Here is a 26919-nt window from a genome sequence, read left to right as displayed (position 1 = left end):
GGGGGAGGTGTGATCGGGGCGGGCCGCGTTCGGGGCGGATCGCGTACGGTGGCGGGTCGTACCGGGAGGTGCCCGAGACCTGCGGTCCCGGCCAAAGGCGCACGTCGACTGCACCCCCTAGGGGCGCGAGAAACTGCGCGACCAGCCACGACGGCTCGCACCCGCCCACCAACAGGCCCCGGCACCCCCTGCTGCGCCCGGCGCAGCGCGGCTCACCAGTCCCGAGTCGCGATCAGTTCCTCCACGTCCGCGTCCTCGAAGCCGTAGGTCCGGGCGATGAACCAGAACTCCTCGGCTATCTCCTCGCGGGCCACGGTCTCGATGTCGAAGTCGTCGTCCTGGAGGTCGTTGAACTCCTCCGTGGCCGCCTGGGTCAGGACGTACAGGGCGGCCAGGTCGGCGGGGCGGTCGGCCTCGATGCGAGCGCACAGGCGCAGCAGGATCTCCTTGCCGAGGTCCACCGCGCGGTCGGGGTACCAGCCGTCGCGGTAGAGCGCGTCGAGGAACGGGTGGGCCGCCACCCGCTGGTCGTCGATGTTCATGCTGAGATGGTGCACCACGCCACTGACAACGCCCCGGGAGCAGCCGTATGCCCTCGTTCGATCTCCTGCCCGGTGCCGGGGAATCGCCGGTGATCCTCCATGTGCCGCACTCCGCCCGGGAGACACCCGCCGAGGTGCGGGCGGGGATCGTGCTGGACGATCTCGCGCTGGAGCGGGAGCTGGACCACATCGTCGACGCGCACACGGCGGAGCTCGCCGAGGAGGCGGCCGGGCTGGCCGGCACGACCCCGTGGCGGTTCGTGAACCGGCTCTCCCGGCTCGTCGTCGATCCCGAGCGGTTCCCGGACGAGCGGGAGGAGATGCTCGCCGTGGGGATGGGGGCCGTGTACACCAGGACCACGGGGCGGGAGCCGTTGCGGGCCGCGGACACCGACCCGGAACCGCTCGTCGACCGCTACTTCCGGCCCTACGCCCGGGCCATGACCGAGGCCGTCGCCGAACGGCTCGCGGCCGTCGGGCGGGCCGTCGTCATCGACGTGCACTCCTATCCCAGCGCGCCGCTGCCGTACGAACTGCACGGCGAGGGACCGCGGCCGCGTGTGTGTCTGGGGACCGACCCCTTCCACACGCCGCCCGCGCTGGTCGCCGCGGCGCGGGAGGCGTTCGGGGAGGTCGGGCTGGACAGCCCGTTCAGCGGGACGTACGTGCCCCTGGAGTTCTACGGCCGCGATCCCCGCGTGAGTGCCCTGATGGTGGAGATCCGCCGGGACACGTACATGACGGAACCGGGCGGCCCGGCCGGACCGGGGCTGAACCGGCTCGCGCGGGCCCTGGCCGCGCTCGTGGACGCCGTGCGCTGACCCCGGCCCGGAGCGCTTCCGCGCACGACCTGGCCGGGACCGGGCTCGACCCGGTGCCCGGTCCGGCCGCGGGACCGCGCACCGGACAGGCGGTTCACACCGTCAGCCAGTCGGTGACGATCACCTCTTCGTCGGTTCGCAGGCGCAGGGCGAACGGGCCGGTCGGGGGCACCTCACAGGTGAAGCGGCCCATGTCGTCCGTGGTGAGCGGTGCGCCCGGCTGCGGACCGCTGAGCACCTCGATGCGGGCCGGCCGGGGCGGCAGCACCTGGCCCATCAGGCCCTGCGCGGTGAGTTCGACGTCGACCGTCACCTCGCCCGCGTGGAAGGTGAGCATCCGGGGCGCCGCCGCCGCTCCCCGCACAGGGAGGGCGTCGACCACCGAGTCGAAGGACAGCTCGGCGATACGGCTGTCCAGGTCGTGCAGCGCGAACGCCTCGACGGCGATCTGCCGCAGGGCCGCCGGCACAGGGTCCAGGATGGCCGTGGCCTGACGGAGCTCCTCCTCCAGCAGATCCAGGGCCAACTCCTCGTCGGGTAAGGCCTCTTCGGTGAAGAGGTCGTCGAGGTCGTCGTCGCTCATACCGCCCCCCGGGCTTCGAGCCGCGCCCGCAGCCGCCGCAGACAGCGCTGGCGCAGTGGTCCGATACTGCCCACCGCGATCCCCAGGGCGGCGGACACCTCCTGGTAGCCGGGTTTCGGGGACGCCATCAGGACGCGCAGCAACTGCCGGCACCGGTCGCCGAGTTCCTCGAACTCCTGCCACAGGTGCCGCACGCGCTCGCTCTGCGCGGCGGCCTCCTCGGAGTCGATGAGGGACTGCTCGGGCGTACGGTCCTCGCTGATCCGGTCCAGCAGTTGCGGATCGTCCGTGACCGTCAGCCGCCTTAAGCTCTTGAGCACCTTCAGGCACTCGTGGCGCGCGGTGCTGGCCAGCCAGGACTTGGCCTTGTCGGGTTCGCGGATCCTCCCCAGGTGCTGGGCGAAACGGAACCAGACGGTCTGGTACACCTCGTGCGCGTCGGCGTCGGAGAGCCGGTGCGCGCGCACCACCGACCACACCAGTGGGCTCAGCCCTTCCACGAGCGCCTTCCAGGCCGCCGCGTCGCCGTCGACGGCGGACTGGACCAGCCCACCGACATCTGCTCGGTCCACGGTCCCACCCCTCGTGTACGGCAAGTCATCGTACGCCGTGGAAGGGACCACTCCGGCCCTCATGCGCCGACCGGGCGCTGCACCACCGGCACCGGACGCCAGCCGGCCGGCCGCAGCGCCGGGACGTGCGCCCCGCGCACTTCGGCGAACTGGGTGTTGCCGGCGAGGAGTTGGCTCCGGGCGGCACGCGGGTCGGTCTCCTTGTTCGCGGTCATGTGGGCGGCGACCAGACCGGCGACGACCGGAGTGGCGAAGGAGGTTCCGCTCCAGTGCGCGTACCCCTCGAACATCACCTGGTCCGGCTTGACGGTGCCGCCGTCCTCGCTCAACACCCCGGCGTGGGACGGGGACTGGCAGGTGCAGACATAGGTGAAGCCGTACCGGCAGGCCTCGTAGGTGGAGTGCTGGTAGGCGTAGGGCACCGGTGCGTCGAAGCCGGTGAGAGCGCTGGTGAGGCGCTCGCCGGGGGCGTAGACCTTCACCCAGGGGCCGTGGTTGCTGAAGCAGGCGCCGAACTCGCCGTCACCGCGCAGCGCGCCGACCGACAGGACGACGTCCCGGTACTCGGGCAGGTCGGCGTAGGCGGCGGGCCAGAAGGGGCTGGCGCTGGCGTTGTTGCCGGCGGCGGCGACCAGCAGGGTTCCGTGGGCGCGCAGTTCCTGCATGAAGGCGTCCATGCCGAGCAGTCCGTCGGTGCGGCCGTTGGAGGTGCCCGCGGAGAGGCTGATGATGTCGGGCCAGCCGTCGGCGACGGCCTCGAAGAGCCGGTCGCCGAGCTCGGACTCCAGGATGGCGCCCGCGTCGTTGAGGGTGTTGCGGACGGTGATGTCGGTGTTGGGCGCGACGGCCGCGAGGACACCGGCGATGAAGGTGCCGTGGCCGACGTACTGGAGGAGGTTGCCGTCCGCGTCGGTCTCGGTGCCGTGCAGGTCGCCGTCGACGTGCGCGAGCAGCGGGACGAGCGCGTGGTCGTGGGTGAGGCCGTTGTCGACGACGAGCACGCCCACCGCGGTGCCGGGGTCGTGAGCCGCCTCCGCCGGGGCGGGGTTGGTGCCCTGGCTGAGGGAGGCGGGCACGGGTTCGTCGCCGGGGCAGGAGTTGACGGCGATCGACACCACGTGGTTGCGGCTGACGATCCGGCGCCCGGCGCGACCCTCGCGCTCGCTCATGGCGCGCAGCGCGTGGGTGACGGCGCGGTCGCCGCGCCGGTCTCCGTGCCCCGGGTCGCCGACCTGGATGCGGGTGATGCCCGAGCGGTTGGTCTCGGGGCTGTCCCGGCGCACGTGGTCGCCGGTCAGGCCGGTCGCCTCGGTGAAGTGGGTGCGCACGGTCTCCTCGACGAGCGCCGCGTCGCGGCCGTCCCGGGCGAGCACGACTCCCTTCTCGTAGATGAACTCCGAGGCGTCGTCGGGCCCGAGGGCCAGGGGGACATCGGGCATGGAACGCTGGATCTGGTCGAACTGCTCGTGGAATCGCTGAGGTGCCATGGCGTGTCCTCCCACTGGGCGGCGGTCGTCAGTCAGAGCCGCGGGACCGGTGATTGATACAGCGCCGAACCGGTGTGGCCCGCCACCCGTGGCACTACCATCCTTGGGGTGACAGCGGGAAGCGACTCGGTTCTCGAACTTCTGCCGATGGTGTTCGCCGCCCCCAACCAGGCGCTGGCGAGGGCAGAGGAGGTACTCGGCTCGGATCCCACACCGCTGCACGCCTCCGTGGCCCACCAGGTGATCGGTATCTGGCAGCGGGACTGGGGCGATCTGCGGATCGCCCTGGACCATCTGCGCCGCGCCCGTGATCTCGCGGCGCGCTCGGAGTCGGCCGACCGGGAGGCGGACGTGCTGGCCGCGCTCGGGGTGGCGCTGGTGCACGCGGGGCGCACCCGGCAGGGGCTCGCGGCGCTGGAGCGGGGGGTCGAGGTCTCCGGCGGGCACACCCGCGCCCGCGTGCTGTTCCGGCGGGCGTACGCGTCCTGGGTGCTGGGGCAGCACAGGGCGGCGCTGGAGGACGTACGGCGGGCGATCCCGGTGCTGCGGCAGGCCGAGGACGTGATCTGGACGGCGCGGGCGCTGACCCTGCGGGCGACCGTGCATCTGGCGCTGGGCGCGGTGGAGCGCGCGGACGCCGACTTCACGGCGGCGGAGGCGCTGTGGGACACCACGGGCCAGGAGCACGACAAGGCCGACGCGGTGGAGAGCCGGGGCCTGGCCGCCTACCGGTCCGGGGACGTCCCGGCCGCGCTGCGGCTGCTGGACGAGGCGCAGGAGCGGTACGCCAAGCTCGGCACACCGACGTTCATGCTCACCGTCCGGCGCTGCGAGGTCCTGATGGCGGCGGGACTGGCCCGGGAGGCGCTCGCGGAGGCCGACGCGGCGATCAAGGTCCTCGACGGCATCGGCGGACAGTCGACGCTGAAGGCGGAACTGCTGCTCGCCGCCGCGCGGGCGGCCCGGGTCGAGGGGGACGCGCACACCGCGATCGCCCGGGCCGACCTGGCGGTACGGCTGTTCGCGGGGCAGCGGCGCTCCTGGTGGGAGACGCATGCCCGGCTGGTGCTGATCGAGGCGCGGGTCGCCGCGGGGCGCGGTTCGGGGCGGCTGGTCGCGGACGCGGCGGCGGTCGCGGAGCGGCTGGCGTCCTTCGGCGCGCCCGCGGCCCCCGAGGCCTCGCTGCTGGCGGGCCGGATCGCACTGGACCTGGGGTGGCGTGAGGACGCCGAGCGGCATCTGGAGGTCGCCGCGCGCAGTCGGCACAGCGGGCCGCCGCTGGCGCGGATGACGGGCTGGGCGGCCCGTGCGCTGTGGGCGCGGGCCGTGGGCTCCGACCGGCGGGTCCTGGAGGCCTGCCGCCGCGGCCTGGACGTGCTCGACGACCACCGGACGACCCTGGGCGCCTCCGAGCTCAGGGCCCGGGCCACCGCGCAGGGCGCGGAGCTCGCCGCGCTGGCCGCGCGTGCCTCGCTCACCTCGGGCGGGCCGCGCCGGCTGCTGGTGTGGAGCGAGCGCTGGCGGGCCACCGCGCTGTCCGCCCCGCCGACCCGCCCACCGGCCGATCCCGGGCTGCTCAGCGATCTCACCGCGTTCCGGGAGATCGCCGCCCGGGCGGAGGCGGCCCGGATGGAGGGGCGGCCGGTGCCGGCGCTGGAGCGTGAACAGCGGCGCCTGGAACGGGAGATCCGCTCCCGCACCCACCACATCCGGGGCGACGCCCCCGGTGACGGCTACCGCTTCGACCCGGCCGAACTGCTGGAACGGCTCGGTGACGACGTACGGCTGGTCGAACTGGCCGTGCTGGACGGGCGGGTGCAGGTGCTGCTGTGCGGGCGGGGGCGGGTGCGGCGGTTCGAGGGCGGGCTGCTGGCCGACGCGGAACGCGAGGCCGAGCACGTCCAGGCGGGGCTGCGACGGCTCGCCCACCCGGGTGCCGAGGCACGGCTTCCGGTGGTGGAGGCGGCGGGGCGGCGGCTGGAGGAACTGCTGCTGGGCCCGGCCGCGGCGCAGCTCGGTTCCGGGCCGGTCGTGGTGGTGCCGCCGGGGAGGCTGCACCGGGTGCCGTGGGCGCTGCTGCCGTCGCTGCGGGAGCGGGTGTTCAGCGTGTCGCCGTCGGCGAGCAGCTGGCTGCGGGCACACGGGACCGCGCCGCCGGCCGGCGGACGCCAGGTCCTGGTGCGCGGGCCGGGCCTTGCGACCGGCGGCGCCGAGGTGCCCGAACTGGCCGGACGCCACGGTGCGGCGACCGTCCTGGAGTACGACGAGGCGCGTGTGCCGCGGGTGTTGGAGGAGCTGGACGGGGCGGCGCTGGCCCATATCGCGGCGCACGGCACGTTCCGGGCGGACAGCCCGTTGTTCTCCTCGTTGCGGATGGCGGACGGGCCGCTGATCGTCCATGACTTCGAGCGCCTCGAGCGCAGCCCGTACCGGATCATCCTGTCCTGCTGCGACACGGCCCGGTTCGCGTCGGTCGGCGCGGATGAACTGCTCGGCCTGGTCACCGCGTTGCTGCCGCTGGGTACCGCGGGGGTGGTGGCGTGCAGTGCGCCGGTCAACGACGAGGCGGTGGTGCCGTTGATGCTCGCGCTGCACAAGGGGCTCGGTGCGGGGGCGTCGATGGCGGAGGCGCTGCGGGACGCGCGCGCCGCGCTGCCGGGGGACTCGGTGCACCAGGCGACCGGGTGGGCGTTCTCTGCGTTCGGGGCGGCGTAGTCCCTGCCGGAGGTGCGAGGTGCGAGGTGTGGGGCGGCCTGACCCCTCCCCCGAATACTGGGGGTCAGACCGCCCCGGTCCGAGTCCGGCTCAGGCCGGCTGTACCTCGGGCAGCTCCACCAGGCAGGGCAGCGCGTCGCGGTCGCTCGCGCCGAGGCGGGTGTAAGCGCCGTAGAGGTGGTTCCCGACGGTCCGGACCGACAGGGTCAGCTTCTCCGCGATCTGGCGGTTGGTGAGCCCGGCGGCAGCGAGGGTGACGATCTGCCGCTGGCGGGCGGTGAGTTCGCCGAGGACCAGCCCCGCCAGGGCCGGGGTACGGGCGCCCTGGCAGCGGCGGGCCAGCGCGACGGACCGGGTGCGGGAAGTGCGGGCCGCGCCGGGGTCGCGGTGCGCCTGCGCCGCCTGGGCGTACGCCTCCGCCGCGAACAGCAGGAAACCGCGCTCCTCCAGCGTCCGGGCCGCACGGTCGAGGGCGGGTCCGTCTCCTTGGGCGAGGGCGTCGGCGTGCGCGGCGAAGACCCCGGTCAGCCGGCCGGCGGCCCGCTCGGGCGCACCGAGGCGCACGGCGTCGTACGGCTCCGCACCGACCGCGTCCAGAGCGGCACCGAGATCACCGCGAGCGGCGGCCCACCAGGTGGCCGCGCCGGCTGAGCAGGGCGTGGGGATGCCGGGGTCAGGCGGGGCGGGTCGACCGGCCGGTCCGGCGGAGGAATCCAAGGGGCGACTGCCACCGGGGCTCCCTCGGCGGACGGCCGAGGGGACCGAGGGGCCGCTTCCACCGGAGGTTCCTCCGCGGACGGCGGAGCCGGGATCTTGGGGGGCCGCAGGCAGGACGGGCGCTCGGCTGGGGTCTGCTCCCGTCCGCGTCACCGCGGGTTCCGAGGGGTCGACCTGCGCCGCCATGTTTTCCGGGCCGTCGGCTTGCGTCACGCCCTGCCCCGGCCCGGGCGCCTGCGTCGACGCCCCCTCCCAGTCGATCCCTCCCGCGCCCACCGGCTGCATGTCGTCCCTCTGCGCCACCCTCTGCCCCGCCTCGCCAGACTGAGCTGTCGCCAGGGCGAGTTCGAGCCGGCAGGCGTGGTCTTCGGCGGTGGTGCGCAGGCCCTCCCGGGCCCAGGAGGCGGCCTCGCGCAGTTGCCCGCGCAGGCGGGCGAAGCGGGCTCGTACGGCGGCGTGCGGGGCCGGGATGCCGATGCCCTCGGTCACGAGCCACTCCCCCACCGGCGCCGGCACGGCCCGTACGTCCGTCGCGGCGATGGCCCGCGCCAGGGCGGTCGTCTCGGTCTCCAGGGCGGCCGTACGGTCGGACGGGGTGCGGGCCAGCCGGCGAGCCCTGAGGCGTCCGGCCACCGACCGGAGCACCGGGCCGTGGAGGGGGTGGGCGAGGCTCGCGGTGCCGTGGTCGTCGATGTGGACCAGGCCGTCCGCCTCCAGGGCCTCGAGCGCGCCCAGGTCGAGCGTGTCGGCGTCCACGGGGAGCGGCTCGCCGAACGCCAGGCGGTCCAGGGTGGCGCGCTCACCGGGTCCCGCGCGATCGAGGAGGTCCGCGAGGCGTTCGCGCACGGTCGCGGTGACCGGCACCGGACCCCGCCACTCCCACTCGCCCGAGTCCGGGACCCGGGACAGGAGCCCCTGCTCGCGCACCGCGCCCACCAGCTCCCGCAACAGCCGCAGATCGCCCTGGCAGAGCCGGTGCAGCCGGTTGACGGTGAGGGCCTCCAAACCGCCCGCACCGGCCGCGAGCAGCTGTGCGGTCTCCTCGCGGGACAACGGCTCCAGGTCCAGGCGCAGCAGGAGTTCCCCGGTCCACAGGCGGGTGATCGCCCCCGGTGCCCGAGCGCCCTCGGTGGCAACGACCAGGAGCCGGGTGCGGCCGTGCACGGCGAGCTGATGGACCAGGGCGGCCGAGGCGTCGTCGAGCAGATGGGCGTCGTCGACCAGCAACAGCCTTACGCCTGAAAGCAGTTGGACCGCGCGATGCAGGGACACGGTGTCCGGGAGCAGGTGTGCGAAGGCGGCGAACGGGAGGTCGCGGGTCTCGGGTGTCCCTGTCACCCGCGCGCAGTCGGTGCCGCGCACGGCCTCGGTGACCAGCCGGGTCTTTCCCCGCCCCGCCGGACCGGTCACCACGATGCCGTGCCGGCCGCCGGCCACGGACCCGCGGATCAGGTCGAGTTCGTCCTGGCGCCCGGTGAACGGCCAGGGCAGCCGCAAGCTTGGCACGTCCCGTTCGAATGTCGTCACGGAAGCAAGAGCACCGCTACTCAGGTCTGATACAGGGGGACTTGAGTAGCCCCCGACTCAGGCGCCCCCGGACGCCCGGCGGCACGCTGGGACGCATGACCGCTCGCTACTGCTCCCTCGCGCAGCAGTCGGCTCCGGTGTTCGCTCCGGGGCTGGCCGCCGAGCGGCTGAGCGCGCTCGTCGGCGGCGGTCGGATGTGGGTCAACAGCACGGTCCTGCACTACTGCTTCTTCGACGGCGACTCCGACGGGTCGGTCATTCCTGTTCCGGGGACCGGGCAGAACCGCCGGGTGTCGTGGGTGGGCGCCAAGGAGCAGCGGGACGTGGTGCGCGAGTGCTTCCAGGAGTGGCAGGACCTCGGGGTGGGGGTGCGGTTCACCGAGGTCGGCGACCGTTCGGAGGCCGAACTGCGCATCGGGTTCCAGCTCGGCGACGGATCCTGGTCGACCGTGGGCAGGGATGCCCTGCGGGTCGGGGTGAACGAGCGCACCATGAACTTCGGCTGGGACCTGACCGCGCCCGGGGAGCGCGGGACGGCCCTGCACGAGATCGGGCACGCGCTCGGCATGCTGCACGAGCACCAGAGTCCGTTCGCCGGGATCCACTGGGACGAGGAGGCCGTCTACACCGATCTGGCGGGCCCGCCGAACCATTGGAGCCGGGACCGGACGTTCTTCAACATCCTGCGCAAGCTCGACCCGGACGAGGTCAACGGCTCCGTCTGGGACCCGCAGTCGATCATGGAGTACCCCTTCGGGGCGGGGCTGATCCTGGAACCGGAGCAGTTCCGCGCGGGTCTCAACCCGCCCGGCACCCTGTCGGCCGCCGACAAGGAGTACGTCCTGCGCTGGTATCCGCCGACCGAGCCGGTCCGGCCGCCCGCGCTGGTGCCCTTCCGGTCCGCCCCGCTGGGGCTCGGGCCGGGCGGGCAGGCCGACTTCACCGTGGAACCGCCGGAGACCCGCGAGTACACCGTGGGCACCTTCGGCGACGCTGACACCGTCGTGGTGGTCTTCGAGGAACGGGACGGAGAAGCCCGCTACCTCTGCGGCCACGACGACGGGGGCACTCCGCGCAACGCAACGCTCAGGGCCCGTCTCGTGAAGGGCCGCCGCTACTTCGTCCGTGTGCGCCTGTACTCCGCGTGGGGTTCGGGGGAAACCGCGGTCATGTGCTGGTGAGCCGGCACGTACGGACCGCACACGGACGAGGCTGGACCACTGTCCGGCGCCGGGGGAACGGCCGGTGCTCGTCGCCTTCGGGGGAGGGAGACGAGCACCGGCCGCGCGGCGTTCCGGGGCGGGGTGCGCCGCCTCCAGGTCGTGTGCCGGTGGCCCGGTGGGGTCACGCCTCCAGGAGCCTGCGCTTCTGCTCCTCGAACTCGGCCTCGGTGAGCACGCCCTGGGTCTTCAGCTCGCCGAGCTGCTTCAGCTGCTCGATCTTGGCGCTCATGTCGGGGGCCGAAGGAGCGGCCGCCGGCTGCTGGGAGTACGACGGGGGCGGGGGCGCCTGGGATTCCTGCTGGGCCGCCCATCGCCCTTGCTGTCGGCGGTTCACACGGTTCGACACGGCGGTCGCCGTTCCGGCGACGACAGCGGTGCGCGCGACCCCGCGGAGGAGACCTGGCATGACTGTTTCCCTTCGATCCATCAGCCTTCTGTCGGCTGTCCCGGCTCTCCCGACTGTCCGTCAGTGCCGATCGGCCCTGGTCGGCTCAATCGGCGGTCTCGGTCGCGTCGAGGGCCGCGACGAGCGCGGGAACCGGGATCCGTCCGGAGGCGACCATCCGGGCCCCGCCGCGGCGCAGGGCGGCGGCGAAGGGTGCGGCCCATCGGTTCTCGTAGAGCAGGATGCCTGCCGAACAGCCGGGTTCCAGCGCCTGGGCGGCTTCGTCGATGTCGTCCTGGCCGAGGAGCCCTGACGAGGCTCCCTCGAAGACGGCGAGGTCGAGCCGGCCGTCGCCGTCGAAGTCGGTGATCTCCATGCCGGCCACCGAGCCGTCGTCGTCCTTCCTGACGAAGACCAGGTCCAGGATCCGGATGATTCCCCGGTCCACGAGATCGACCAGGAGGGGGAGGCCCTCACCCGTCATCCGGTTGCCGGGGAACTCCACGACCAGATAGTCGATGGGGCCCACGTCTTCGAATTCGTCGCTCACGGCGTCACCTCTGGTGCTCGTGGCTGCTTCCCCCGACCGGCCGTCGCCCCCTGATGCCCTGCCTCGACGTCCCCCGGGGCTCTGCTGAGCCCATTGCATCACCGGAGCGCGGCCCTCGCACCTCGGTGCGCCGTTCACCCGTCCGGAGCACCAGGATCGCGCGCTTCACGAATGCCGTCTGTGCTGGTGTCCATGAACGCTAGCGGTGACGAACAGCTCTCGGGCGACGAGCGCGGTGAACTGGCCGAACTGAGGAAACGGGTTCACGCCCTGGAAAGCAGCGGACCGCCGCACGCGACGCGGCACCACCCCTTCCGCACGCTCGGCTCGGTCCTGCTGATCCTTCTGGCCGCGCTGCTGGCCATGCTGTCCGTCGTGGCGGTGTGGGCGAACAGCATCGTCCAGGACACGGACCGCTACGTGAAGACCGTCGGCCCGCTGGCTAGCGACCCGGATGTCCAGAAGGCGGCCACCAACCGGATCACCACCGCCGTCCTGGCCCAGATCGACGTGGACGCGCTGGTGAAACAGCTCACCGACGCGGCCTCGGCGAAGGGTGTGCCACCGCAGGCGGCCAAGCTGATCGGCAATCTGGACGGCCCGATCGAGAGCGGGCTCAAGCAGCTGGTCAGCGGCACCGTGGAGCGGGTGGTCACCAGCAGTGCCTTCGAGAGGGTCTGGGTCAACGGCAACCGCAGGGCGCACGCGGCGCTGGACAAGGCCCTGACCGGACACACCGACGGCAGCACGGTCAAGGTGGAGAACGACCAGGTCGTCGTCGACCTGGGCCCGATCGTCGCCGAGGTCAAGGACCAGCTGGTCGCCGCCGGCTTCACGCCCGCCGCCAAGATCCCGGCCGTCCACACGAACTTCGTGGTGTTCCAGTCGAAGGACCTCGGCAAGATCAAGTCCTATGTGAGAGTGCTGGAGCTCCTCGGGGGCTGGCTGCCGCTCATCGCGCTGCTGATCGCGGCCGCCGGGGTGTACGTGGCGTTCAACCGACGGCACGCGCTGATCGGGGCTGCCCTCGCGGTGTTCGTCGCCATGGTGATCCTGGGGCTCGGCCTCACCGTCTTCCGCGACGTCTACCTCAATCATCTGCCGTCCGGCGTCTCCGAGGCCGCCGCGGGGTCCGTGTACGACGCCCTGGTCAAGTTCCTGCGCGCCGGTATCCGTGCCCTCGCCGCGGTCGCCCTGTTCACCGCTGCCGGGGCCTTCCTCGCCGGGCCGTCCCGGGTCGCCGTCGTCACGCGTACCGCCTGCCGCAGGAGCATCGGCTCGCTGCGTGACGTGACGACCTCGGCGGGCCTTCGGCTCGGGGCGGTCGGGCGGTTCGTCCACCGCTTCAAGCGCTGGATCGGGGTGGTCATCCTGGTGGTCGCGGCGATCGTCCTGTTCACCTGGACCTATCCCACCACGGCGGTCGTGGTGTGGACGGCGGTGATCACGCTGGTGGCCTTCGCGATCCGGGAGTTCCTGGACCACGACGGCTCCGCCCCGTCCTCCGGCACGGGCGCCGGGGCAGCGGCCGCGCACTGACCCGGCTCCCCGGGTGAACCGTCCGCGCGAACCTCACCCGTCACGGGTGATCACCAGCGCCGGATCACTCCCGATGCTCGCAAGTGAGGCACTGACTGCTGCCTCTCACCGGGGAAAGAGGAATCGATCATGGCCACACCCACGACGCACCGCCGCTCGGAGACCGCCCAGGCCGCCGCCGGCGGACTGACGGTGTTCGCCGCTGTCCTGCTGTTCATCGCCGGTGTCCTGGATCTCTTCCGGGGCATCATGGCCATCGCCGACGACAACGTGTTCGTGAGGACACCCAACTATGTCTTCAAGTTCGATCTGACCAGCTGGGGTTGGATCCAACTGGTCCTCGGAGTGATCGCCATGTGCGTGGGTGCGGGTCTCTTCACCCGCGCCACCTGGGCCCGGGTCGTCGGCGTCGGCATCGCGGGGCTGGCGATCATCGCCAACTTCCTGTCACTGCCGTACTACCCCCTCTGGTCGCTCACCCTGATCGCGATGTACGGCTTCGTCATCTGGGGCCTGTGCACTGTGCGTCGGGAACGCTGAGCGGCATACCGGCCGCCCCCGTACCGGGGCGCTGAACCCGGGAGGACCCATCGCCGCACCGACACCGGAAAGCGGCTCCGAACCCGCCGCACGGAGTCAGCCGCCGGAAGCCGACCTGCTGAGGACCATGCTGGGCCGGCCGGAATATCGCAGGGCCCTGGTCTTCTGCGGCCTGATCGGTGTTCCGGTGGCGTTGATCGCCTTCTGGTTCCTGGTGGCGGTCCATCAGCTGGAGCAGCTGATCTGGACGGACTGGCCCAAGGACCTGGGCTGGGAGAAGGCTCCCTGGTGGTGGGCGCTGCCCCTGCTCACCCCGGCCGGTCTCGTGGTCGGCGTGGTCGCCGCCCGCTTTCCGGGCCGGGGCGGGCATGTGCCCGCGGGCGGCCTGCACTCGGGGGGCATCACGAGAAAGGCGCTGCCCGGCGTCCTGATCGCCGCTCTGGTCGGTCTGCCGCTCGGTGCCGTGCTGGGACCCGAGGCACCCCTGATCGCCATGGGCGGCGGGCTGGCACTTCTCTTCGCGCGCCTGGTGCGGGCCCCGGAGACCGACGCGAGCACGGCACTGCTGAGTGCGGCCGGGGCGGCGGCCGCCGTCTCCGCGCTCTTCGGGAATCCGATCGTGGGCGCGGTGCTGCTGATCGAGGTGGCCGGGGTGGGCGGCCCGCAACTGTTCGCGGTGATGCTGCCCGCGCTGCTGGCCAGCGGAGTGGGCGACCTGATCTTCACCGGTTTCGTCCGCTGGACCGGCTTCGAGACGGGGAGCCTGGACATCGGCCTGCCCACACCGCCGCCGCTCGACTGGGCGGACGTGCTGTGGGCGCTGCTGCTGGCGCCCGCCCTCGCGTTCCTCGTCCACGGGGCATTCGTGGGCGGACGCTTCGCGGCGCGGTTCACGGCGGCCCGGACGGTTCGCCGCACCGCCCTCTGCGCGCTGGCAGCGGCGGTCTGCATCACCCTCTACGCCGTCGCCACGGGCCGCTCCCCCGCCGAGGCGGCCCTGTCGGGCGAGACCACCCTCTCCGATCTGGCGCAGGACCCGCACGCCTGGCCGGTGGGAGCGCTGATCGCGGTACTTGCCTTCAAGGGTCTGGCGTACGCACTGTGTCTGGGCAGTCTGCGCGGTGGTCCCGTCTTTCCCGCCCTGTTCCTGGGTGGGGCGGCCGGGGTGCTGTTGGCGCCGCTGCCCGGTCTGGGACTGGTCCCGGCGATGGCGGTCGGCATGGCCGCCTCGGTGACCGCGGCCCTGCGCCTGCCCGTCAGCAGCGTCGTCCTGGTCGTGCTGCTGCTGGGCAACGTGGACACGGTGGCCCTGGTCGTGCTGGCCGCGGTCATGTCCTTCGTGCTGGTCCAGCGGCTGCCGCAGGGCCCGGCCGCCCCTGCGCCAGGTGAGCGACCGAGCGACCGGACGCCGGGCTGACACCTTGTGCGGGTCGTCGTCACGGCGGTGAGCTGCCGTGGGCCGCGTCCTTCGTCGTCGGGTCCGGCGGTTCGGGTGGGCCCAGACGGCGGACGGCCCAGGGTTCGCGGGCGATGACCGCGCCGGCCGTGAGGCACAGGGTCGCGACCACGCAGAGCGTGATCAGCCAGGACAACAGCGTGAACACGGCACCCAGGGAACCGTACTTCGCCAGGCTGTGGTTGAGGGCCCGGGGGACGTACAGCGAAGCGGTGGAGGTGACGACGGTCAGGGCCGCCCCGGTCAGCACCGCACCCGGCAGCAGCGGACGCCAGGGCACGCGCGCGACCAGCAGCAGATGCTGCGTCCACCACCAGATACCGACCTCCGCGATCAGCAGCAGGGGCAGGCCGAGCCACAGGCCGAGGCCGAAGCCGTTGCGCAGACTCCCCTGTACGGCGAACATGCCCAGCCAGGTCGCGATCCAGGCGATCCAGCGCCAGGCGGCCACCCGCGCGCTCGCCTTGGGCAGGCTCCAGGCGCGCTGGCACAGCCGTTGCATGGCGCGACTGCACGCGGTGGCCGAAAGGAGCACCATCAGCCCGCCGACGACGCCCGTGGTCTGGCGCAGCTCGTCGGACGGTTCGTCGGTGCCCTGGAGGACCTTGTTCAGTTCGTCGTTCGCGCTTCCCGTCAGTCCGAAGGCGTCGTGCAGGGACGTGACGAACTGGTCGCGCAGCCACTGCGGGGCGATGGAGGCCACCACGAACAGCAGGGGGACGGCCGTGAGGAACGTCTGGGCGGCGAGCCGGGTCGCGGAGTCGAACAGGTTCACCGAGATCAGGTGCGACAGCAGACGCGTGAGCACGGGGAACCGGTTCTCGGTCCGGGTGCGCAGGTCCATCAGCCAAGATCGCGTCGAGGCCGCACGCTCCCGCAGTGCTGTCCGGCGGGAAGGACGGCCCGGGCGCCTTCTTCCGGTCCCTTTCCCTGGCTGCATGCTGCCAGGGTGCCGCTACCGCGGCCGTCTGGCCCCGGCAGGTGTACGGCACAGGGCCGGATGGGCCAAGAAACTCGCGCGAAGAGGTGCGCCGGGACGATCCGATCACAGGGCCGGGTGAGCCCCGGCGCGGACCGGGGTCAGAGTCGACGAATGGTGCGGCGCGGGACGGGCGGGGAGACTGAAGGCATGGTCGAACGTCGAGCCGCGACCGGACGCGCACTGCCGCGCGGGGGGCTGTGATGGTGCTCGACCTGGTGGTCATCGGTCTCGCGATCACCGTGTTCCCCCTGTCGGTGACCGCGTTCGTGCTGGTGCTGTCGACGCGTGGCGGAGTGTGGAAGGGCCTGGTCTTCATCCTGGCCTGGCTAGCCTGCTTCGTGGCCGTCATCGCTGCCGTGCTGCTGACCACCGGCGGCAAACCGCCCGCTCCCCACTCCCCGCCCTCCAGCGCCTCGTCCGCCGTCAAGCTGGCCATCGGCGTGGGACTCGTCGGATACGGCTGGTACCGGCACCGGTCCCGGCGCAGGAAGCGTGCGGGGGCCGCCTCCACTTCGGACCGACGGCACACGTCCTCCGGCGGACTGATGGCACGACTCGACCGGATCTCCCTGTGGACGGCGGCGGGGCTGGCTCCGCTGCTCCAGCCGTGGGGGCTCGTGGCAGCCGGCGCGGCGACGGTGGTCAGCGCGGACCTGTCCCACAGCTCCTCCTACCTGGCCCTGTTCGGCTACGTCCTCCTTGCCACGAGCAGTCTGCTGGCGATGGAGACCTACATGACGTTCGCCCCGGACTCGGCCGGAGTGCGCCTGGACAGGCTCCGCGTCTGGATCACGACCCACCAGGAGCAGGCGCTGGTGACCGTGGCACTGGTGGCCGGATTGTTCCTGGTCAGCAGAAGCATCGCCCAGTTGACGTCCTGAGCCGTACCTGACAGCCCGTAGCATCGGCCGAGAAGTCCGCGGCCGACAGGGAGACAGCGCGTGATCAGCGGATACGTCATCGGCGAGAGCCTCAGGCCGGGAGCGGTGCTCGAGCCGTACGGACTGCGGCTGCGGAAGGTCAGCAGGGTGGAGGTCGGCGGCGCCGCCGAAGGGCAGCCGTCCGTGTGGACGCTCGTCGAGTGGGAGAGCGACGGCGAGGACGTGGACGCGCTCGCCGGGGTGCTGGCGCCCGAACTCGGCTGGTACACCGACTTCGTCGCCGGCGACGAGCGCGTGGTCGTTTTCGCGGACAAGGTGTGCCGCTATCGGCGCGGTGATGCGGCGGGCCGCGCCGAAGCGGTCGCGTACGGCAGGTCCGTGGGGACTCCGGAGCATCAGCTCGACTGGCCGGAGTGAACCCTCCTGGGGTCGAGCAGGCTCAGGGTCGTCACCGCGGTGAAGAGGCGGATGCGCCGGGTCAGGGCGGCGACGTGGCTGAGGACGACGGTCGGCGAGGAGGAGATGAACGGCCGCTCGTGCCGCTCCCCCACGCCGAAGCCGTCGAAGCCCAGCTCCTCGGCGAGCACGGCGTTGTCGAGCACTTCACGGAACCGGTCGTGCGTCGACTTCCGCACGCCCGTGACCGGATCCGGACGGTGCACGATCAGGGTGATCGCGAGGAACTTCACGACGCCGCCCGCTGCTCGCCCCCGGCCTCGTCGGGGTGCGCGAGGCCGAGGTGGTGGCGCAGGGTCGGGCCCTCGTAGTCGGTGCGGAAGACGCCCTGTTCCTGGAGGAGCGGGACGACCCTGTCGGCGAAGGTGTCGAGGCCGGTCGGGGTGATGTGCGGGACGAGGATGAAGCCGTCACTCGCGTCGGCCTGCACGTACTCGTTGATGGTGCGGGCGACGGTCTCGGGCGAACCGATGAAGTTCTGCCGGTTGCCGGTGTTGATGACCAGGTCGCGGATGGACCACTTGTTGGCCTCGGCCAGTTCGCGCCACTCGCGGGCGGTGGCCAGCGGGTCCCGGTACATCCGTACTTGAGCACGGCCCTTGGAGATGTGGTTGTCGCTGACGTCCGGCTCGATGTCGGGGAGCGGCCCTTCGGGGTCGTACCCGGACAGGTCCCGGTTCCAGACGAACTCCAGGTGCTTGAGCGCGGTGGCGCCGCTGACCTGCTGGCGGCGGACGATCCGGGCGAGCTCCTCGGCCTCGGCGTCGGTGTCGGCGAGCGCGAAGGAGGCGGCCGGCAGGATCAGCAACTGGTCATGGCGGCGGCCGTACTTGGCGAGGCGGCTCTTGACGTCGGTGTAGAAGGCCTGGCCCTCCTTGAGGGTGGCGTACCGGCTGAAGATGGCGTCGGCCGAGGAGGCGGCGAACTCGCGGCCCTCGTCCGAGTCGCCCGCCTGGAAGATCACCGGGCGGCCCTGTGGGGAGCGCGGCACGTTGAACTGCCCGTGGATGTCGAAGTGCTGTCCGGTGTGGACGAAGGAGCCGGCCTTGGCGTCCCGCAGGAACACACCGGAGGCCTGGTCGGCGAGGATCTCGTCGCCCTGCCAGGAGTCGAAGAGCTCCTGTGCGGTGGCGAGGAACTCCTTGGCGCGGGAGTAGCGCTCCTGCTGGGGCAGGAAGCCGCCGCGGCGGAAGTTCTCGCCGGTGAAGGCGTCCCAGGAGGTGACGACGTTCCAGGCGGAGCGGCCGCCGGAGAGGTGGTCGAGGCTGGCGAACTGGCGGGCCACCTCGTAGGGCTCGTTGAAGGTGGAGTTGATGGTGCCGGTCAGCCCGAGGTGCTCGGTGACGGCGGCGAGCGCGGCGAGGACCGTGAAGGTGTCCGGGCGGCCGACGACGTCCAAGTCGTATATTTTGCCGCCCTGTTCGCGCAGGCGCAGGCCCTCGGCGAGGAACAGGAAGTCGAACTTGGCGCGTTCGGCGGTCTTCGCGAAGTGGGCGAAGGAGCTGAACTCGATGTGGCTGCCGGCCTCGGGGTCGCTCCACACGGTTGTGTTGTTGACGCCGGGGAAGTGCGCGGCCAGGTGGATCTGCTTCAGGGGCTTGGACATCGGTGCGGGATCCCTCCGGCTCAGGCGGACGCGGCGGCGTAGCGGTTGGCGGGGCGGGCGAGGCCCAGCAGGCCGCGCAGGGTGTCGGCCTCGTAGGCGGTGCGGAAGGCGCCCCGGCGCTGGAGTTCGGGGACCAGGCCGCGGGTGATGGCCGGGAGGTCGTGGCCGAGGACGGCGGGCCGCAGCCGGAATCCGGTGAGCCCGGCGGCCTGGAACTCGCCGAGCAGGTCCGCAAGTTGGGCCGGCGTGCCGGTGAAGACCCGGGCGTCGCTCGTGTACGGCTCCCCGGCGAGGGCGTCGAGACGGTCCCGGCGGGCGGCGGCCTCCGCCGGGTCCTCGTCGAGGAAGACGACGAGGTCGCCGAAGACGTGCAGGGGCTCGCCCTCGCGACCGGCGGCCGACTGCTCGTCGCGGATCTCGGTGACGATCGCGCGCGCCTGGTCGGTGTCGTGCGGGGTGATGTAGCCGACGTCGGCCTGACGGGCGATGAGCCGGTAGGGGACCGTCTGGTGGCCGAGGGCGGTGACGAGCGGCTGGCCCTGCGGCGGCCGGGGCGTGATGGAGGGGCCCTTGACGCTGAAGTGCCGGCCCTGGAAGTCGATGTAGTGCAGCTTGTCCCGGTCGATGAAGCGGCCGGTGGCGGCGTCGCGGATCTCGGCGTCGTCCTCCCAGCTGTCCCACAGGCGGCGGACGGCCTCCACGTAGTCGGCGGCCTCGTCGAAGAGGTCGGTGACCAGGTCCTGGGTCGCGGGGCTGTCGTAGGCCTCGATCGCGGGGATGGTGCGGCGGCCGAAGTGCGCGGCCTCGTTGGGGCGGGCGGTGATCTGGACGCGTACCCCCGCGCGGCCGGTGCTGACGTAGTCGAGGGTCGCGATGGCCTTGGAGAGGTGGAACGGCTCCGTGTGGGTGGCCACCGCCGTGGGGACCAGGCCTATGTGCCGGGTGAGCGGCGCGATGCGTGAGGCGATCAGCACGGCGTCGAGGCGGCCGCGGACCTGGTCGGTGCGCTCGTCCGGGTCGAGGAAGTGGCTGGACTGCGGGCCGAGTCCGTCCTCGATGGTGACGAAGTCGAGCAGGCCGTGTTCGGCCTCGGCGACCAGGTCGGTCCAGTATCCGGCGGTGAACAGCTCGTGCGGCCGGGCCACCGGCTCACGCCAGGAGGCGGGGTGCCAGCCGGTGCCGTCGAGGGCGACGGCGAGGTGCAGAGAAGAGGGGGACACGAGGGGTGCCTTCCTGGAGGTCCGTACGAGAGAGACCGGCCCGCGCCATGACGGCGCAGGCACGGCGGCTGGTGGGTGACGGGTCAGGAACAACAGAGCGCGGTGGACACGCGCAGCAGATCGATGTGCGGCCGGGAGTGGAGATGGGCGGAGCGGAGCGTCCTGATCACGCCCGTCACCTCCTGCCTCTGGACGCGCGAGGGCGCCCGGCGGATCTCGTCGAGAGTCACAACACCGAGCCTCGGCCCGATGTTCCTGGACTGCGGACCAGGAGGATCGGTGAACGGCGGCGCAGGGTGAAGCCGAGCGACTCGTAGAGGCGGATGGCGTTCGTGTTGTCCGCGGCCGCGTGCAGGAACGGGGTGTCGCCGCGCTCCCGGATACCGGCGGCGACCGCGGCGAAGGCGTAGACGTCGTCCGGGTAGCGGGCCGCGCGGCCGACCCGTTCGGCGATGGGGGCACCGCCCATGCCTTTAAGGCTATGGGGGAGGGCGTGCGGGCCGTCGAGCGCGGCCCACACGGCGTTGTCCAGGACGGAGAAGGGGTCGGTGGGTCTCAGGGAGGCTCCGCCTCCGCGGAGTTCGGTCTGCTGGGCCACGGAGGCGGAGTCCTTTCCCAAGTCGACGAGGGGGCGCTTCAGGCTTCCTGATCAGACGTCAGGAGTCCGTCAGCGGCAGCCCGGGCGGGTTGATCTCCGACTTGGCGACGGCGTCGTTGGAGAGGTTCCACGCGGCGAGCCACTTGGCGTACTGACCGTTGTCGATCAGGTAGTTGATGGCGTCGGCGAGCGGCTTGGCGAGACCGCTGTCCTTCTTCGCGGTCGCGGCGATCAGGCCCTGGAGCGACTCACCGGCACCGGAGTACTGCCCCGCGATCTTCGTCGGGTTGGGCGTGCTCGCCGTCTGGGTGACGTGGTACGAGAGGTTGGGGCTGGGGCCGAGGTAGGAGTCGATCTTGCCGCTGTTGAGGGCGAGGTAGATGCTCGGGCTGTCCTGGAAGTACTTGATGGTCAGCTTCTTGCCCTCCTTCTTCAGCTTGCTCTGCCACTCCAGCAGGATCCGCTCCTGGTTGGTGCCGGCACCGACGGAGACGGTCTGGCCCGCGAGCGCCTCGTAGTTGCCGTCGAAGGTCCACTTCGAGGACTTCGCCGTCTCGAAAGCGAGGTCGTCCTTGCGGTAGGAGGCGAACTCGTACTTCTGCTTGCGCTCCTCGGTGTCGGTGATGTTGGAGAAGCCGACGTTCACCTTGCCGCTGTCGATGCCGACGAAGAGGTTCTCCCAGGTGAACCGCTTGACCTCGGGCTTGAGGCCGAGGACGGCGGCGACCAGGCGGGCCAGGTCGCTCTCCGAGCCGGTCAGGGTCTTCTGGTCGCTGCCGACGAAGCCCAGCGGCGGGGAACCGGAGGGCAGGGTGCCGGAGCCGATGACGAGGGTGCCGCTCTTCTTCAGGGCGGCGGGCAGTTCGGCGCTGATGGACTTGACCTCGGCGACCTTGAGGGTGGTCTCCTTCGCGGCGCCGTTGGACAGCCGGCCGACGGTGACCGTGCCGGCGCTGTCGTTCGTCTGCGTGGCCGCGTCGCTGTCCCCACCGCAGGCGGCGAGCCCGGTGGCGAGGGTGGCGACTGTGGTCGCCGCGGTGATGCCGCGTATCAGGCTGCGTCGGGTGAAGTGGGCAGACATGTCCGTCCTCGGTGTTCGATGAGAGAGGTGAAGTGTGGTGCGCGTGGGGGGAGTTCAGGGGCGGCAGCGGTGGGATCACCCGCCGCGCGGGATCACAGGACCTTGCTCAGGAAGTCCCGTGTCCGTTCGTGCCGCGGCCGGTCCAGGACCTCGGAGGGCGGGCCCTGCTCGACGATCCGGCCGCCGTCGATGAAGACGACCCGGTCGGCGATCTCGCGGGCGAAGCCGATCTCGTGGGTGACGATGACGAGCGTGGTGCCACTGGTCGCCAGGTCCTTGATGACGGCGAGGACCTCACCGACGAGCTCGGGGTCGAGGGCGGAGGTCGGCTCGTCGAAGAGGATGACGCCGGGCCGCAGGGCGAGGGCGCGGGCGATGGCCACGCGTTGCTGCTGTCCGCCGGACAGCTGCCGCGGGTAGGCGCCGGTCCTGTCGGCCAGACCGACGCGGCCGAGGAGCTCACGGGCCAGCTCCTGCGCCTCAGCCCTGCCGAGTTTCCCGGTCGCCACCGGGGCGGCGGCCACGTTGTCCAGCACGGTCAGGTGCGGGAAGAGGTTGAAGTTCTGGAAGACGAACCCGATCCGGCTGCGCTGGGTCAGGATGGCCCGCTCGCTGAGTTCCTTGAGCCTCTCGCCCTGCCGTCGTACGCCGATCAGTTCGTCGTTGACGCTGACGTAGCCGATCTCCGGCTTCTCCAAATGGTTGATGACCCGGAGGAGGGTGGACTTCCCGGAGCCGGACGGGCCGAGGATCACGGTGACCTCGCCGGGCCGGACGGTCAGGTCGACGCCGTCCAGGACCCGGTGGGCGCCGTACCACTTGTGCACGCCGTGCACTTCGAGGGCGACGGGGGTGATGTCGGTGACGGTCATATCGCGGTCTCCCTGCGGATACGGGCCCTGAGGTCGGTGAGGGAGGCCCGCAGTTTCTGGAGCGGGGTCGGCGGCAGGGAGCGGGTGGCGCCCCGTGCGTAGTGCCGCTCGACGTAGAACTGGACGACGGACACCGCGCTGGTGAGGATCAGGTACCAGACGGTGGCGACCAGGAGCAGCGGCACGATGTCGCCGGGGTAGGTGGCGCCCATGGACTGGACCGTGCCGAACAGGTCCAGGAGGGAGACGTAGAAGACCAGCGAGGTGCTCTTGATGAGGCCGATGAGCTGGTTGACGTAGTTCGGCGTGATGGAGCGCAGCGCCTGCGGAAAGACGATCTTCCGGAACTGGTAGCCCTTCGGCAGGCCGAGTGCCGACGCGGCCTCGTGCTGGCCCTGGTCGACGGAGAGGATGCCGCCGCGGACGACCTCGGCCGCGTAGGCGGCCTCGTTGAGGCTGAGGCCGATCACGGCGATGACCATGTCGGTGGCGAGCCGGGACTCGTCGAAGGAGAAGAAGGCAGGCCCGAAGGGGACGCCGATGCTCAATGTCCTGTACAGGGCGGAGAAGTTGTAGAGGAAGAGCAGGACCACGATCAGCGGGATCGAGCGCAGCGCCCAGACGTAGGTCCAGCTGACCGCCCGCAGCACCGGGCTCCTGGAGAGCCGGGCCAGGGCGAGCAGGATGCCGCCGAGGAGACCGAGGACCGCACTCCAGGCGGCGACTTCGAGGGTGATGAGGAGCCCGTCGAGGACGGTCGGCCGCAGGAACCAGTAGCCGAAGCGGTCCCATTGGTAGAACTGGTTGGTCGCGAGCCCGTGGACGAACTGGGCGGCCAGGACCACGACGACGGCGGTGGCGATCCAGCGCCCCGGTCGCCGCAGCGGCAGAACGCGCTGTGCGGCGAGGGGTTGTGACGGGGTGTCGGACCGGGGCGGTGCGTCGGTCACGGACACGGCGGCGCCTGGGGGTTCGGTCATGAGGGGCTCCGGCGGAGTCGGGTCACCCCTGGGGCACGGCGAGCACGGCGTACTACGGCGGTAGGACGCGAGACACGGGCACCGGGGGCTGGGCGGACAACGGGACACCGCGAGCGCGGTGTTCGTCAGGAACGCGGGGGCTGGGAAGGAACGTCAGCCCCGACAGCGGGCACGGCCCGGTGCGGTACACAGTGCGCTGCTCACGCGGAGCAGGTCGACGGCCCGGTTGGCGACCAGCGGGTCGCCGTACGGCCGTACGCAGCCCGGAGAACGGCGTGCGGCCGTCCTGGGAGCTGCGTACATCTCGGTCACCGTCGCTGTTCTCGGGGGTCCCGCGGAACCCTGGTGGGCCCGTGGCGGAAACAGGGCCCTGCTGGACCCGTAGGTTAAGGCAGTTGTCCGAACCGGTGTCAATGCCGGTCCATCAGATGGAACGGTCAGTGTGCGCGGGCGGCGTGCGCGGCCCAGTCCAGGATCTGTACGGCGGCCCCGGCGGCCTCCAGGCCACGGCAGCGGGCGTGGTGCCGGCGGGCGATGCCGTCGAGGTCGAGGTGGGCACCGAAGGCCGGGTGGGCGGCCAGACGGCGGGCGTACGCCCACAGGTCGGGGTGGTCGGCGATCCGCTGCACGGCGGCTGCGTCCAGGTGATGGCGGTGCACGGTGTCGAGTTGGACGAGGGTCACCCACAACTCGACGTCCGCGGCCGTGACGTGATCGCGGATCAGGTACTCGCGCCCGGCCAGCCACCGCTCCAACGAGCCCAGTGAGTCGAGCAGTTGATCCAGGTGCGCGGCGCGTTCCGACGCGTCGCCGCCCGCAGACCCGGCGTGCTGGGCGGCCTGTCCGATGCCGCGGCACATCCGCTCCACGGCTTCGGTCTCCGACTCCGCCCCGCACGGGTGCAGCGCCGGGCGGCCGGAGCCGAAGTGCCGGGCCAGGTCGCGCGTGATGTCGGTGGCGTGGGTGCTGACGATGCGTCCCGACCAGTCGTCGCTGAGCACCGGGGCGACGGCCGCGCCGGTGTACCGGTGCGCGCTGGCCTCGTACAGCGGGCGCAGCGCGGAGTGTCCTCCGTCGGGACAGTCGGGGACCGGGTCCAGGTAGGTCACGGGACAGACGTCGTCGAGGCCGAGCAGACTGTGCACGACGGCGATGCGCAGACCGTCGGCGCAGGCGAGGGTCAGGTGGAGCCGGTAGCGGCGCGGCACGGCGTAGTGCCCGCTGCGCGCGTCCTGGCCGATCCTGCCCCGGAACGCGGGGCTCGGGTGGGTGGTGGGGACATGGGCGAGCGGTGTGACGGACATGGGTCTCCCCGGGAGTCGGGCGCAGACGTACGCGCGGCGGAAGCGTCGTCGGGCGGGAGCGGGCGGCCGTCCCCGTGCGCGGCGGCAGGGGTGTGCCGTTCGGGTGCGGAACGGGTGGGTGCGGCCGGGCTCAGCCCAGGGGCCTGATCGCACTGCAAACGCGCAGCAGATCGATGTGACGGCGGGAGGTGAGAAGAGGCGAAGGCCGCGACGTACGGCTCACTCGGCCGACGGCCCGTTCAAGGCGCCCCATGTTTCCCTACCTGTTCACTAGGATTACCCATGTGAGTGTCGATCGGGCCGGGACGCACGTCAAGAGGGCGTCCACGAGACGGGATCCGGCGGGTCGTCGGGGGACGTCGGGGGTCCACAAGACGGGATCCGCCGGGCCGTCGGGGGTCCACCAGACGGGATCCGGCGGGTCGTCGGGGCACGCCGGGGGTCAATGCGACTCGCGGGTGACCTCCGAGCCGCTGGAGCCGACGAGGAAGTCCAGGTCGGCACCCTTGTCGGCCTGTTGGACGTGGTCGACGTACAGCCGCTGCCAGCCCCGCCGCGGGTCGGCGAAACCCTCGAGGGTGGCCTGGTCCGGGGTGCGGGCGGCGAGTTCGGCGGCCGGCACCTCCAGGTCGATCCGGCGGGCCTCGACGTCCAGGCTGATGACGTCGCCGGTCCTGACGAGGGCGAGCGGGCCGCCCGCCGCGGCCTCCGGCGCCACGTGCAGGACGACCGTGCCGTACGCCGTGCCGCTCATCCGGCCGTCGCAGACCCGGACCATGTCCCGGACGCCCTGCTCGAGGAGCTTGGTGGGCAGCGGCATGTTGGCCACCTCGGGCATGCCCGGGTAGCCCTTGGGGCCGCAGCCGCGCAGCACGAGGACGGAGTCGGCGTCGACGTCCAGGTCCGGGTCGTCGACGCGGGCGTGGAAGTCCTCGATGCTGTCGAAGACGACCGCACGGCCCCGGTGTTTCAGCAGATGCGGGGAGGCCGCCGCGGGTTTGATCAGTGCCCCGTCGGGGGCGAGGCTGCCGCGCAGCACGGCGATGCCGCCCTCCTCGACGAGCGGCCGGGACCTGGTCCTGATCACCTCGGCGTCCCAGATCGGGGCGTCGTCCAGATGGTCCACCAGCGGCTTTCCCGTGACGGTCAGCGCCCGCGGGTCGAGGAGGTCGGCGACCTCGCGGAGCACGGCGAGCAGGCCGCCGGCCCGGTGGAAGTCCTCCATGAGGAAGCGCCCGGCGGGCTGGAGGTCCACGAGGACCGGTACCCGGGAGCCGATGCGGTCGAAGTCGTCCAGGGTCAGCTCGACGCCCAACCGCCCGGCGATGGCGAGGAGATGGACGACCGCGTTGGTGGAGCCGCCGATCGCGGCCAGCGCCACGATCGCGTTGTGGAAGGACCCCTTGGTCAGGAAGGTGCTCGGGCGGCGGTCGCCGGACACCAGCTCCACCGCGAGGCGTCCGGTGCCGTGCGCGGCCTCCAGGAGCCGGCTGTCGGGAGCGGGTGTCCCGGCGACTCCGGGGACGACCGTGCCCAGCGCTTCGGCGACCAGCGCCATCGTGGAGGCCGTGCCCATGGTGTTGCAGTGCCCCCGGCTGCGGATCATCGAGGACTCGGAGCGGGTGAACTGCTCCTGGGACAGCGTGCCGGCGCGGACCTCCTCCGACAGCCGCCACACGTCCGTGCCGCAGCCCAGCGGCGTGCCGCGGAAGGTGCCGGTCAGCATGGGTCCGCCGGGCACGACCACGGCGGGCAGGTCGACCGAGGCGGCGGCCATCAGCAGTGACGGGATCGTCTTGTCGCAGCCGCCCAGCAGGACCACTCCGTCGAGCGGGTTGGCCCGCAGCATCTCCTCGGTGGCCATGGCCGCCATGTTGCGCCAGAGCATGGCGGTGGGCCGCACGTTGGTCTCGCCGAGCGACACCACGGGCAGGTCGAGGGGGATGCCGCCCGCCTCGTGCACGCCGTCCCGGACCGATCGGGCGACCTCGTCCAGGTGCGCGTTGCAGGGCGTGAGGTCGGAGGCCGTGTTGGCGATGGCGATCTGGGGCCGGCCGGTGAAGGCGTCGGCCGGTGCGCCCCGGCGCATCCAGGCCCGGTGGATGTAGGCGTTGCGGTCCTGTCCCCCGTACCACTGTGCGCTGCGAAGGGGCATCGCCCGCCCTTTCCGGTCGTCGGTACCGCGGTCTACTATCCGGAACGCGATGCAGCTTACGCAGACGTTCCACGCTTCGGCAGCCCCGGTCCGCGGTGTCGGCCGACCTGTGAGGCCGGTGCGGGTG

At 72.1% G+C, this 26919-nt stretch carries 25 protein-coding genes and 2 pseudogenes; 8 read left to right on the top strand and 19 right to left on the bottom strand.

The window, feature by feature from the left end:
- Nucleotides 1-212: 212 nt before the first annotated feature.
- Nucleotides 213-542: a DUF5713 family protein gene (locus tag IF54_RS0106755; RefSeq protein WP_030315537.1), complete on the bottom strand. Its 330-nt coding sequence runs from the start codon at nt 540-542 to the stop codon at nt 213-215.
- Nucleotides 543-589: 47 nt separating this feature from the next.
- On the opposite strand from IF54_RS0106755, the gene IF54_RS0106750 reads away from it, so the two are divergent.
- Nucleotides 590-1363 (top strand): N-formylglutamate amidohydrolase, encoded by a 774-nt coding sequence (locus IF54_RS0106750; RefSeq protein ID WP_030315535.1) that lies wholly within the window; start codon nt 590-592, stop codon nt 1361-1363.
- Nucleotides 1364-1457: 94 nt separating this feature from the next.
- Here IF54_RS0106750 and IF54_RS0106745 read toward each other — a convergent pair whose 3' ends face one another.
- From IF54_RS0106745 to IF54_RS0106735, 3 genes are read right to left on the bottom strand one after another with little or no spacing between them, the layout of a single operon-like run.
- A complete protein-coding gene (locus tag IF54_RS0106745) occupies nt 1458-1946 on the bottom strand; it encodes a hypothetical protein (RefSeq protein ID WP_030315533.1) in 489 nt (162 codons plus the stop codon).
- Nucleotides 1943-2518 carry an RNA polymerase sigma factor gene (locus IF54_RS0106740; RefSeq protein ID WP_030315532.1) on the bottom strand — a complete coding sequence of 192 codons (576 nt, stop codon included), beginning with the start codon at nt 2516-2518 and terminating at the stop codon, nt 1943-1945. Before IF54_RS0106740 ends, IF54_RS0106745 begins: the two co-directional genes overlap by 4 nt.
- A 59-nt stretch (nt 2519-2577) precedes the next feature.
- Nucleotides 2578-4005 carry a S8/S53 family peptidase gene (locus tag IF54_RS0106735; RefSeq protein WP_030315530.1) on the bottom strand — a complete coding sequence of 476 codons (1428 nt, stop codon included), beginning with the start codon at nt 4003-4005 and terminating at the stop codon, nt 2578-2580.
- 147 nt (nt 4006-4152) lie between these two features.
- Here IF54_RS0106735 and IF54_RS0106730 point away from each other — a divergent pair, with 147 nt between their 5' ends.
- Nucleotides 4153-6720 carry a CHAT domain-containing protein gene (locus IF54_RS0106730; protein ID WP_030315528.1) on the top strand — a complete coding sequence of 856 codons (2568 nt, stop codon included), beginning with the start codon at nt 4153-4155 and terminating at the stop codon, nt 6718-6720.
- A 90-nt stretch (nt 6721-6810) separates the two neighbouring features.
- Here the strand turns inward: IF54_RS0106730 and IF54_RS0106725 are convergent, their stop codons facing one another.
- On the bottom strand, nt 6811-8964 hold the full coding sequence (locus IF54_RS0106725; protein WP_030315526.1) for a helix-turn-helix transcriptional regulator: 2154 nt from the start codon (nt 8962-8964) through the stop codon (nt 6811-6813).
- A 95-nt stretch (nt 8965-9059) separates the two neighbouring features.
- On the opposite strand from IF54_RS0106725, the gene IF54_RS0106720 reads away from it, so the two are divergent.
- On the top strand, nt 9060-10145 hold the full coding sequence (locus IF54_RS0106720; RefSeq protein ID WP_030315524.1) for a M12 family metallopeptidase: 1086 nt from the start codon (nt 9060-9062) through the stop codon (nt 10143-10145).
- 163 nt (nt 10146-10308) lie between these two features.
- On the opposite strand, the gene IF54_RS0106715 is transcribed toward IF54_RS0106720, so the two are convergent.
- Together IF54_RS0106715 and IF54_RS0106710 are read right to left on the bottom strand one after the other, a co-directional pair.
- Complete coding sequence (locus tag IF54_RS0106715) at nt 10309-10593, bottom strand: SHOCT domain-containing protein (RefSeq protein ID WP_030315521.1); 285 nt, start codon at nt 10591-10593, stop codon at nt 10309-10311.
- Between the two features lie 85 nt (nt 10594-10678).
- Complete coding sequence (locus IF54_RS0106710; RefSeq protein ID WP_199821183.1) at nt 10679-11122, bottom strand: DUF6325 family protein; 444 nt, start codon at nt 11120-11122, stop codon at nt 10679-10681.
- A gap of 192 nt (nt 11123-11314) precedes the next feature.
- Between IF54_RS0106710 and IF54_RS0106705 the strand changes: the two genes are divergently transcribed.
- The 3 genes from IF54_RS0106705 (at nt 11315) to IF54_RS0106695 (ending at nt 14618) form a co-directional block, all read left to right on the top strand.
- On the top strand, nt 11315-12661 hold the full coding sequence (locus IF54_RS0106705; RefSeq protein WP_234438920.1) for a hypothetical protein: 1347 nt from the start codon (nt 11315-11317) through the stop codon (nt 12659-12661).
- A gap of 129 nt (nt 12662-12790) precedes the next feature.
- On the top strand, nt 12791-13201 hold the full coding sequence (locus IF54_RS0106700; RefSeq protein ID WP_030315517.1) for a DUF7144 family membrane protein: 411 nt from the start codon (nt 12791-12793) through the stop codon (nt 13199-13201).
- A 127-nt stretch (nt 13202-13328) separates the two neighbouring features.
- The gene (locus tag IF54_RS0106695; protein WP_030315516.1) at nt 13329-14618 is read left to right on the top strand and encodes a chloride channel protein; all 1290 of its coding nucleotides are present in this window, start codon (nt 13329-13331) and stop codon (nt 14616-14618) included.
- A 19-nt stretch (nt 14619-14637) separates the two neighbouring features.
- Here IF54_RS0106695 and IF54_RS0106690 read toward each other — a convergent pair whose 3' ends face one another.
- Complete coding sequence (locus tag IF54_RS0106690; protein ID WP_037819405.1) at nt 14638-15501, bottom strand: YhjD/YihY/BrkB family envelope integrity protein; 864 nt, start codon at nt 15499-15501, stop codon at nt 14638-14640.
- Between the two features lie 338 nt (nt 15502-15839).
- On the opposite strand from IF54_RS0106690, the gene IF54_RS0106685 reads away from it, so the two are divergent.
- Together IF54_RS0106685 and IF54_RS0106680 are read left to right on the top strand one after the other, a co-directional pair.
- A complete protein-coding gene (locus IF54_RS0106685) occupies nt 15840-16520 on the top strand; it encodes a GAP family protein (RefSeq protein WP_030315513.1) in 681 nt (226 codons plus the stop codon).
- Nucleotides 16521-16580: 60 nt separating this feature from the next.
- Entirely contained in the window at nt 16581-16937 is a 357-nt protein-coding gene (locus IF54_RS0106680) for a hypothetical protein (protein ID WP_030315511.1), read from the top strand.
- Here the strand turns inward: IF54_RS0106680 and IF54_RS0106675 are convergent.
- From IF54_RS0106675 to IF54_RS0106630, 11 genes and pseudogenes are all read right to left on the bottom strand, one after another.
- Nucleotides 16934-17209: pseudogene (locus tag IF54_RS0106675) on the bottom strand (LLM class flavin-dependent oxidoreductase); the annotation flags it as partial. The gene IF54_RS0106680 and the pseudogene IF54_RS0106675 sit on opposite strands and share 4 nt — an antisense overlap.
- A complete protein-coding gene (locus tag IF54_RS0106670) occupies nt 17206-18582 on the bottom strand; it encodes an NtaA/DmoA family FMN-dependent monooxygenase (RefSeq protein ID WP_030315507.1) in 1377 nt (458 codons plus the stop codon). The gene IF54_RS0106670 and the pseudogene IF54_RS0106675, both read right to left, overlap by 4 nt.
- Nucleotides 18583-18602: 20 nt before the next feature.
- Entirely contained in the window at nt 18603-19802 is a 1200-nt protein-coding gene (locus tag IF54_RS0106665; RefSeq protein ID WP_030315505.1) for an LLM class flavin-dependent oxidoreductase, read from the bottom strand.
- An 83-nt stretch (nt 19803-19885) separates the two neighbouring features.
- A complete protein-coding gene (locus tag IF54_RS44040) occupies nt 19886-19972 on the bottom strand; it encodes a putative leader peptide (protein WP_324616534.1) in 87 nt (28 codons plus the stop codon).
- Nucleotides 19973-20028: 56 nt separating this feature from the next.
- Nucleotides 20029-20199 (bottom strand): annotated as a pseudogene (locus IF54_RS44145) (GNAT family N-acetyltransferase); the annotation flags it as partial.
- Between the two features lie 259 nt (nt 20200-20458).
- Nucleotides 20459-21481, bottom strand: a complete 1023-nt coding sequence (locus IF54_RS0106650) for a transporter substrate-binding domain-containing protein (protein ID WP_030315501.1) — start codon at nt 21479-21481, stop codon at nt 20459-20461.
- Between the two features lie 92 nt (nt 21482-21573).
- Nucleotides 21574-22353 carry an amino acid ABC transporter ATP-binding protein gene (locus tag IF54_RS0106645; protein ID WP_030315499.1) on the bottom strand — a complete coding sequence of 260 codons (780 nt, stop codon included), beginning with the start codon at nt 22351-22353 and terminating at the stop codon, nt 21574-21576.
- A complete protein-coding gene (locus tag IF54_RS0106640) occupies nt 22350-23333 on the bottom strand; it encodes an amino acid ABC transporter permease (protein WP_030315497.1) in 984 nt (327 codons plus the stop codon). Before IF54_RS0106640 ends, IF54_RS0106645 begins: the two co-directional genes overlap by 4 nt.
- 437 nt (nt 23334-23770) lie before the next feature.
- Nucleotides 23771-24637: a glutathione S-transferase C-terminal domain-containing protein gene (locus tag IF54_RS0106635; protein WP_030315495.1), complete on the bottom strand. Its 867-nt coding sequence runs from the start codon at nt 24635-24637 to the stop codon at nt 23771-23773.
- A gap of 130 nt (nt 24638-24767) precedes the next feature.
- Complete coding sequence (locus IF54_RS44035; protein ID WP_324616531.1) at nt 24768-24890, bottom strand: putative leader peptide; 123 nt, start codon at nt 24888-24890, stop codon at nt 24768-24770.
- 189 nt (nt 24891-25079) lie between these two features.
- On the bottom strand, nt 25080-26792 hold the full coding sequence (locus tag IF54_RS0106630) for an IlvD/Edd family dehydratase (protein WP_030315493.1): 1713 nt from the start codon (nt 26790-26792) through the stop codon (nt 25080-25082).
- Nucleotides 26793-26919: the final 127 nt, after the last annotated feature.

The sequence above is a fragment of the Streptomyces sp. NRRL B-3229 genome (assembly GCF_000719505.1).
In the GTDB taxonomy this organism is placed as follows: domain Bacteria; phylum Actinomycetota; class Actinomycetes; order Streptomycetales; family Streptomycetaceae; genus Streptomyces; species Streptomyces griseorubiginosus.
Note: the sequence above shows the minus strand (reverse complement) of the source record. Positions and strands in the feature narration are given on the sequence as shown.

What these genes read in the sequence shown, in the direction of transcription:
- IF54_RS0106700 (WP_030315517.1), top strand. Translation starts at nt 12,791, where the DNA reads ATGGCCACACCCACGACGCACCGCCGCTCGGAGACCGCCCAGGCCGCC.
- IF54_RS0106720 (WP_030315524.1), top strand. Translation starts at nt 9,060, where the DNA reads ATGACCGCTCGCTACTGCTCCCTCGCGCAGCAGTCGGCTCCGGTGTTC.
- IF54_RS44035 (WP_324616531.1), bottom strand. Translation starts at nt 24,890, where the DNA reads ATGGGGCGCCTTGAACGGGCCGTCGGCCGAGTGAGCCGTACGTCGCGG.
- IF54_RS0106705 (WP_234438920.1), top strand. Translation starts at nt 11,315, where the DNA reads ATGAACGCTAGCGGTGACGAACAGCTCTCGGGCGACGAGCGCGGTGAA.
- IF54_RS0106690 (WP_037819405.1), bottom strand. Translation starts at nt 15,501, where the DNA reads ATGGACCTGCGCACCCGGACCGAGAACCGGTTCCCCGTGCTCACGCGT.
- IF54_RS0106670 (WP_030315507.1), bottom strand. Translation starts at nt 18,582, where the DNA reads ATGTCCAAGCCCCTGAAGCAGATCCACCTGGCCGCGCACTTCCCCGGC.
- IF54_RS0106640 (WP_030315497.1), bottom strand. Translation starts at nt 23,333, where the DNA reads ATGACCGAACCCCCAGGCGCCGCCGTGTCCGTGACCGACGCACCGCCC.
- IF54_RS0106685 (WP_030315513.1), top strand. Translation starts at nt 15,840, where the DNA reads ATGGTGCTCGACCTGGTGGTCATCGGTCTCGCGATCACCGTGTTCCCC.
- IF54_RS0106645 (WP_030315499.1), bottom strand. Translation starts at nt 22,353, where the DNA reads ATGACCGTCACCGACATCACCCCCGTCGCCCTCGAAGTGCACGGCGTG.
- IF54_RS0106735 (WP_030315530.1), bottom strand. Translation starts at nt 4,005, where the DNA reads ATGGCACCTCAGCGATTCCACGAGCAGTTCGACCAGATCCAGCGTTCC.
- IF54_RS0106695 (WP_030315516.1), top strand. Translation starts at nt 13,329, where the DNA reads ATGCTGGGCCGGCCGGAATATCGCAGGGCCCTGGTCTTCTGCGGCCTG.
- IF54_RS0106730 (WP_030315528.1), top strand. Translation starts at nt 4,153, where the DNA reads ATGGTGTTCGCCGCCCCCAACCAGGCGCTGGCGAGGGCAGAGGAGGTA.
- IF54_RS0106630 (WP_030315493.1), bottom strand. Translation starts at nt 26,792, where the DNA reads ATGCCCCTTCGCAGCGCACAGTGGTACGGGGGACAGGACCGCAACGCC.
- IF54_RS0106650 (WP_030315501.1), bottom strand. Translation starts at nt 21,481, where the DNA reads ATGTCTGCCCACTTCACCCGACGCAGCCTGATACGCGGCATCACCGCG.
- IF54_RS0106635 (WP_030315495.1), bottom strand. Translation starts at nt 24,637, where the DNA reads ATGTCCGTCACACCGCTCGCCCATGTCCCCACCACCCACCCGAGCCCC.
- IF54_RS0106755 (WP_030315537.1), bottom strand. Translation starts at nt 542, where the DNA reads ATGAACATCGACGACCAGCGGGTGGCGGCCCACCCGTTCCTCGACGCG.
- IF54_RS0106750 (WP_030315535.1), top strand. Translation starts at nt 590, where the DNA reads ATGCCCTCGTTCGATCTCCTGCCCGGTGCCGGGGAATCGCCGGTGATC.
- IF54_RS0106745 (WP_030315533.1), bottom strand. Translation starts at nt 1,946, where the DNA reads ATGAGCGACGACGACCTCGACGACCTCTTCACCGAAGAGGCCTTACCC.
- IF54_RS0106715 (WP_030315521.1), bottom strand. Translation starts at nt 10,593, where the DNA reads ATGCCAGGTCTCCTCCGCGGGGTCGCGCGCACCGCTGTCGTCGCCGGA.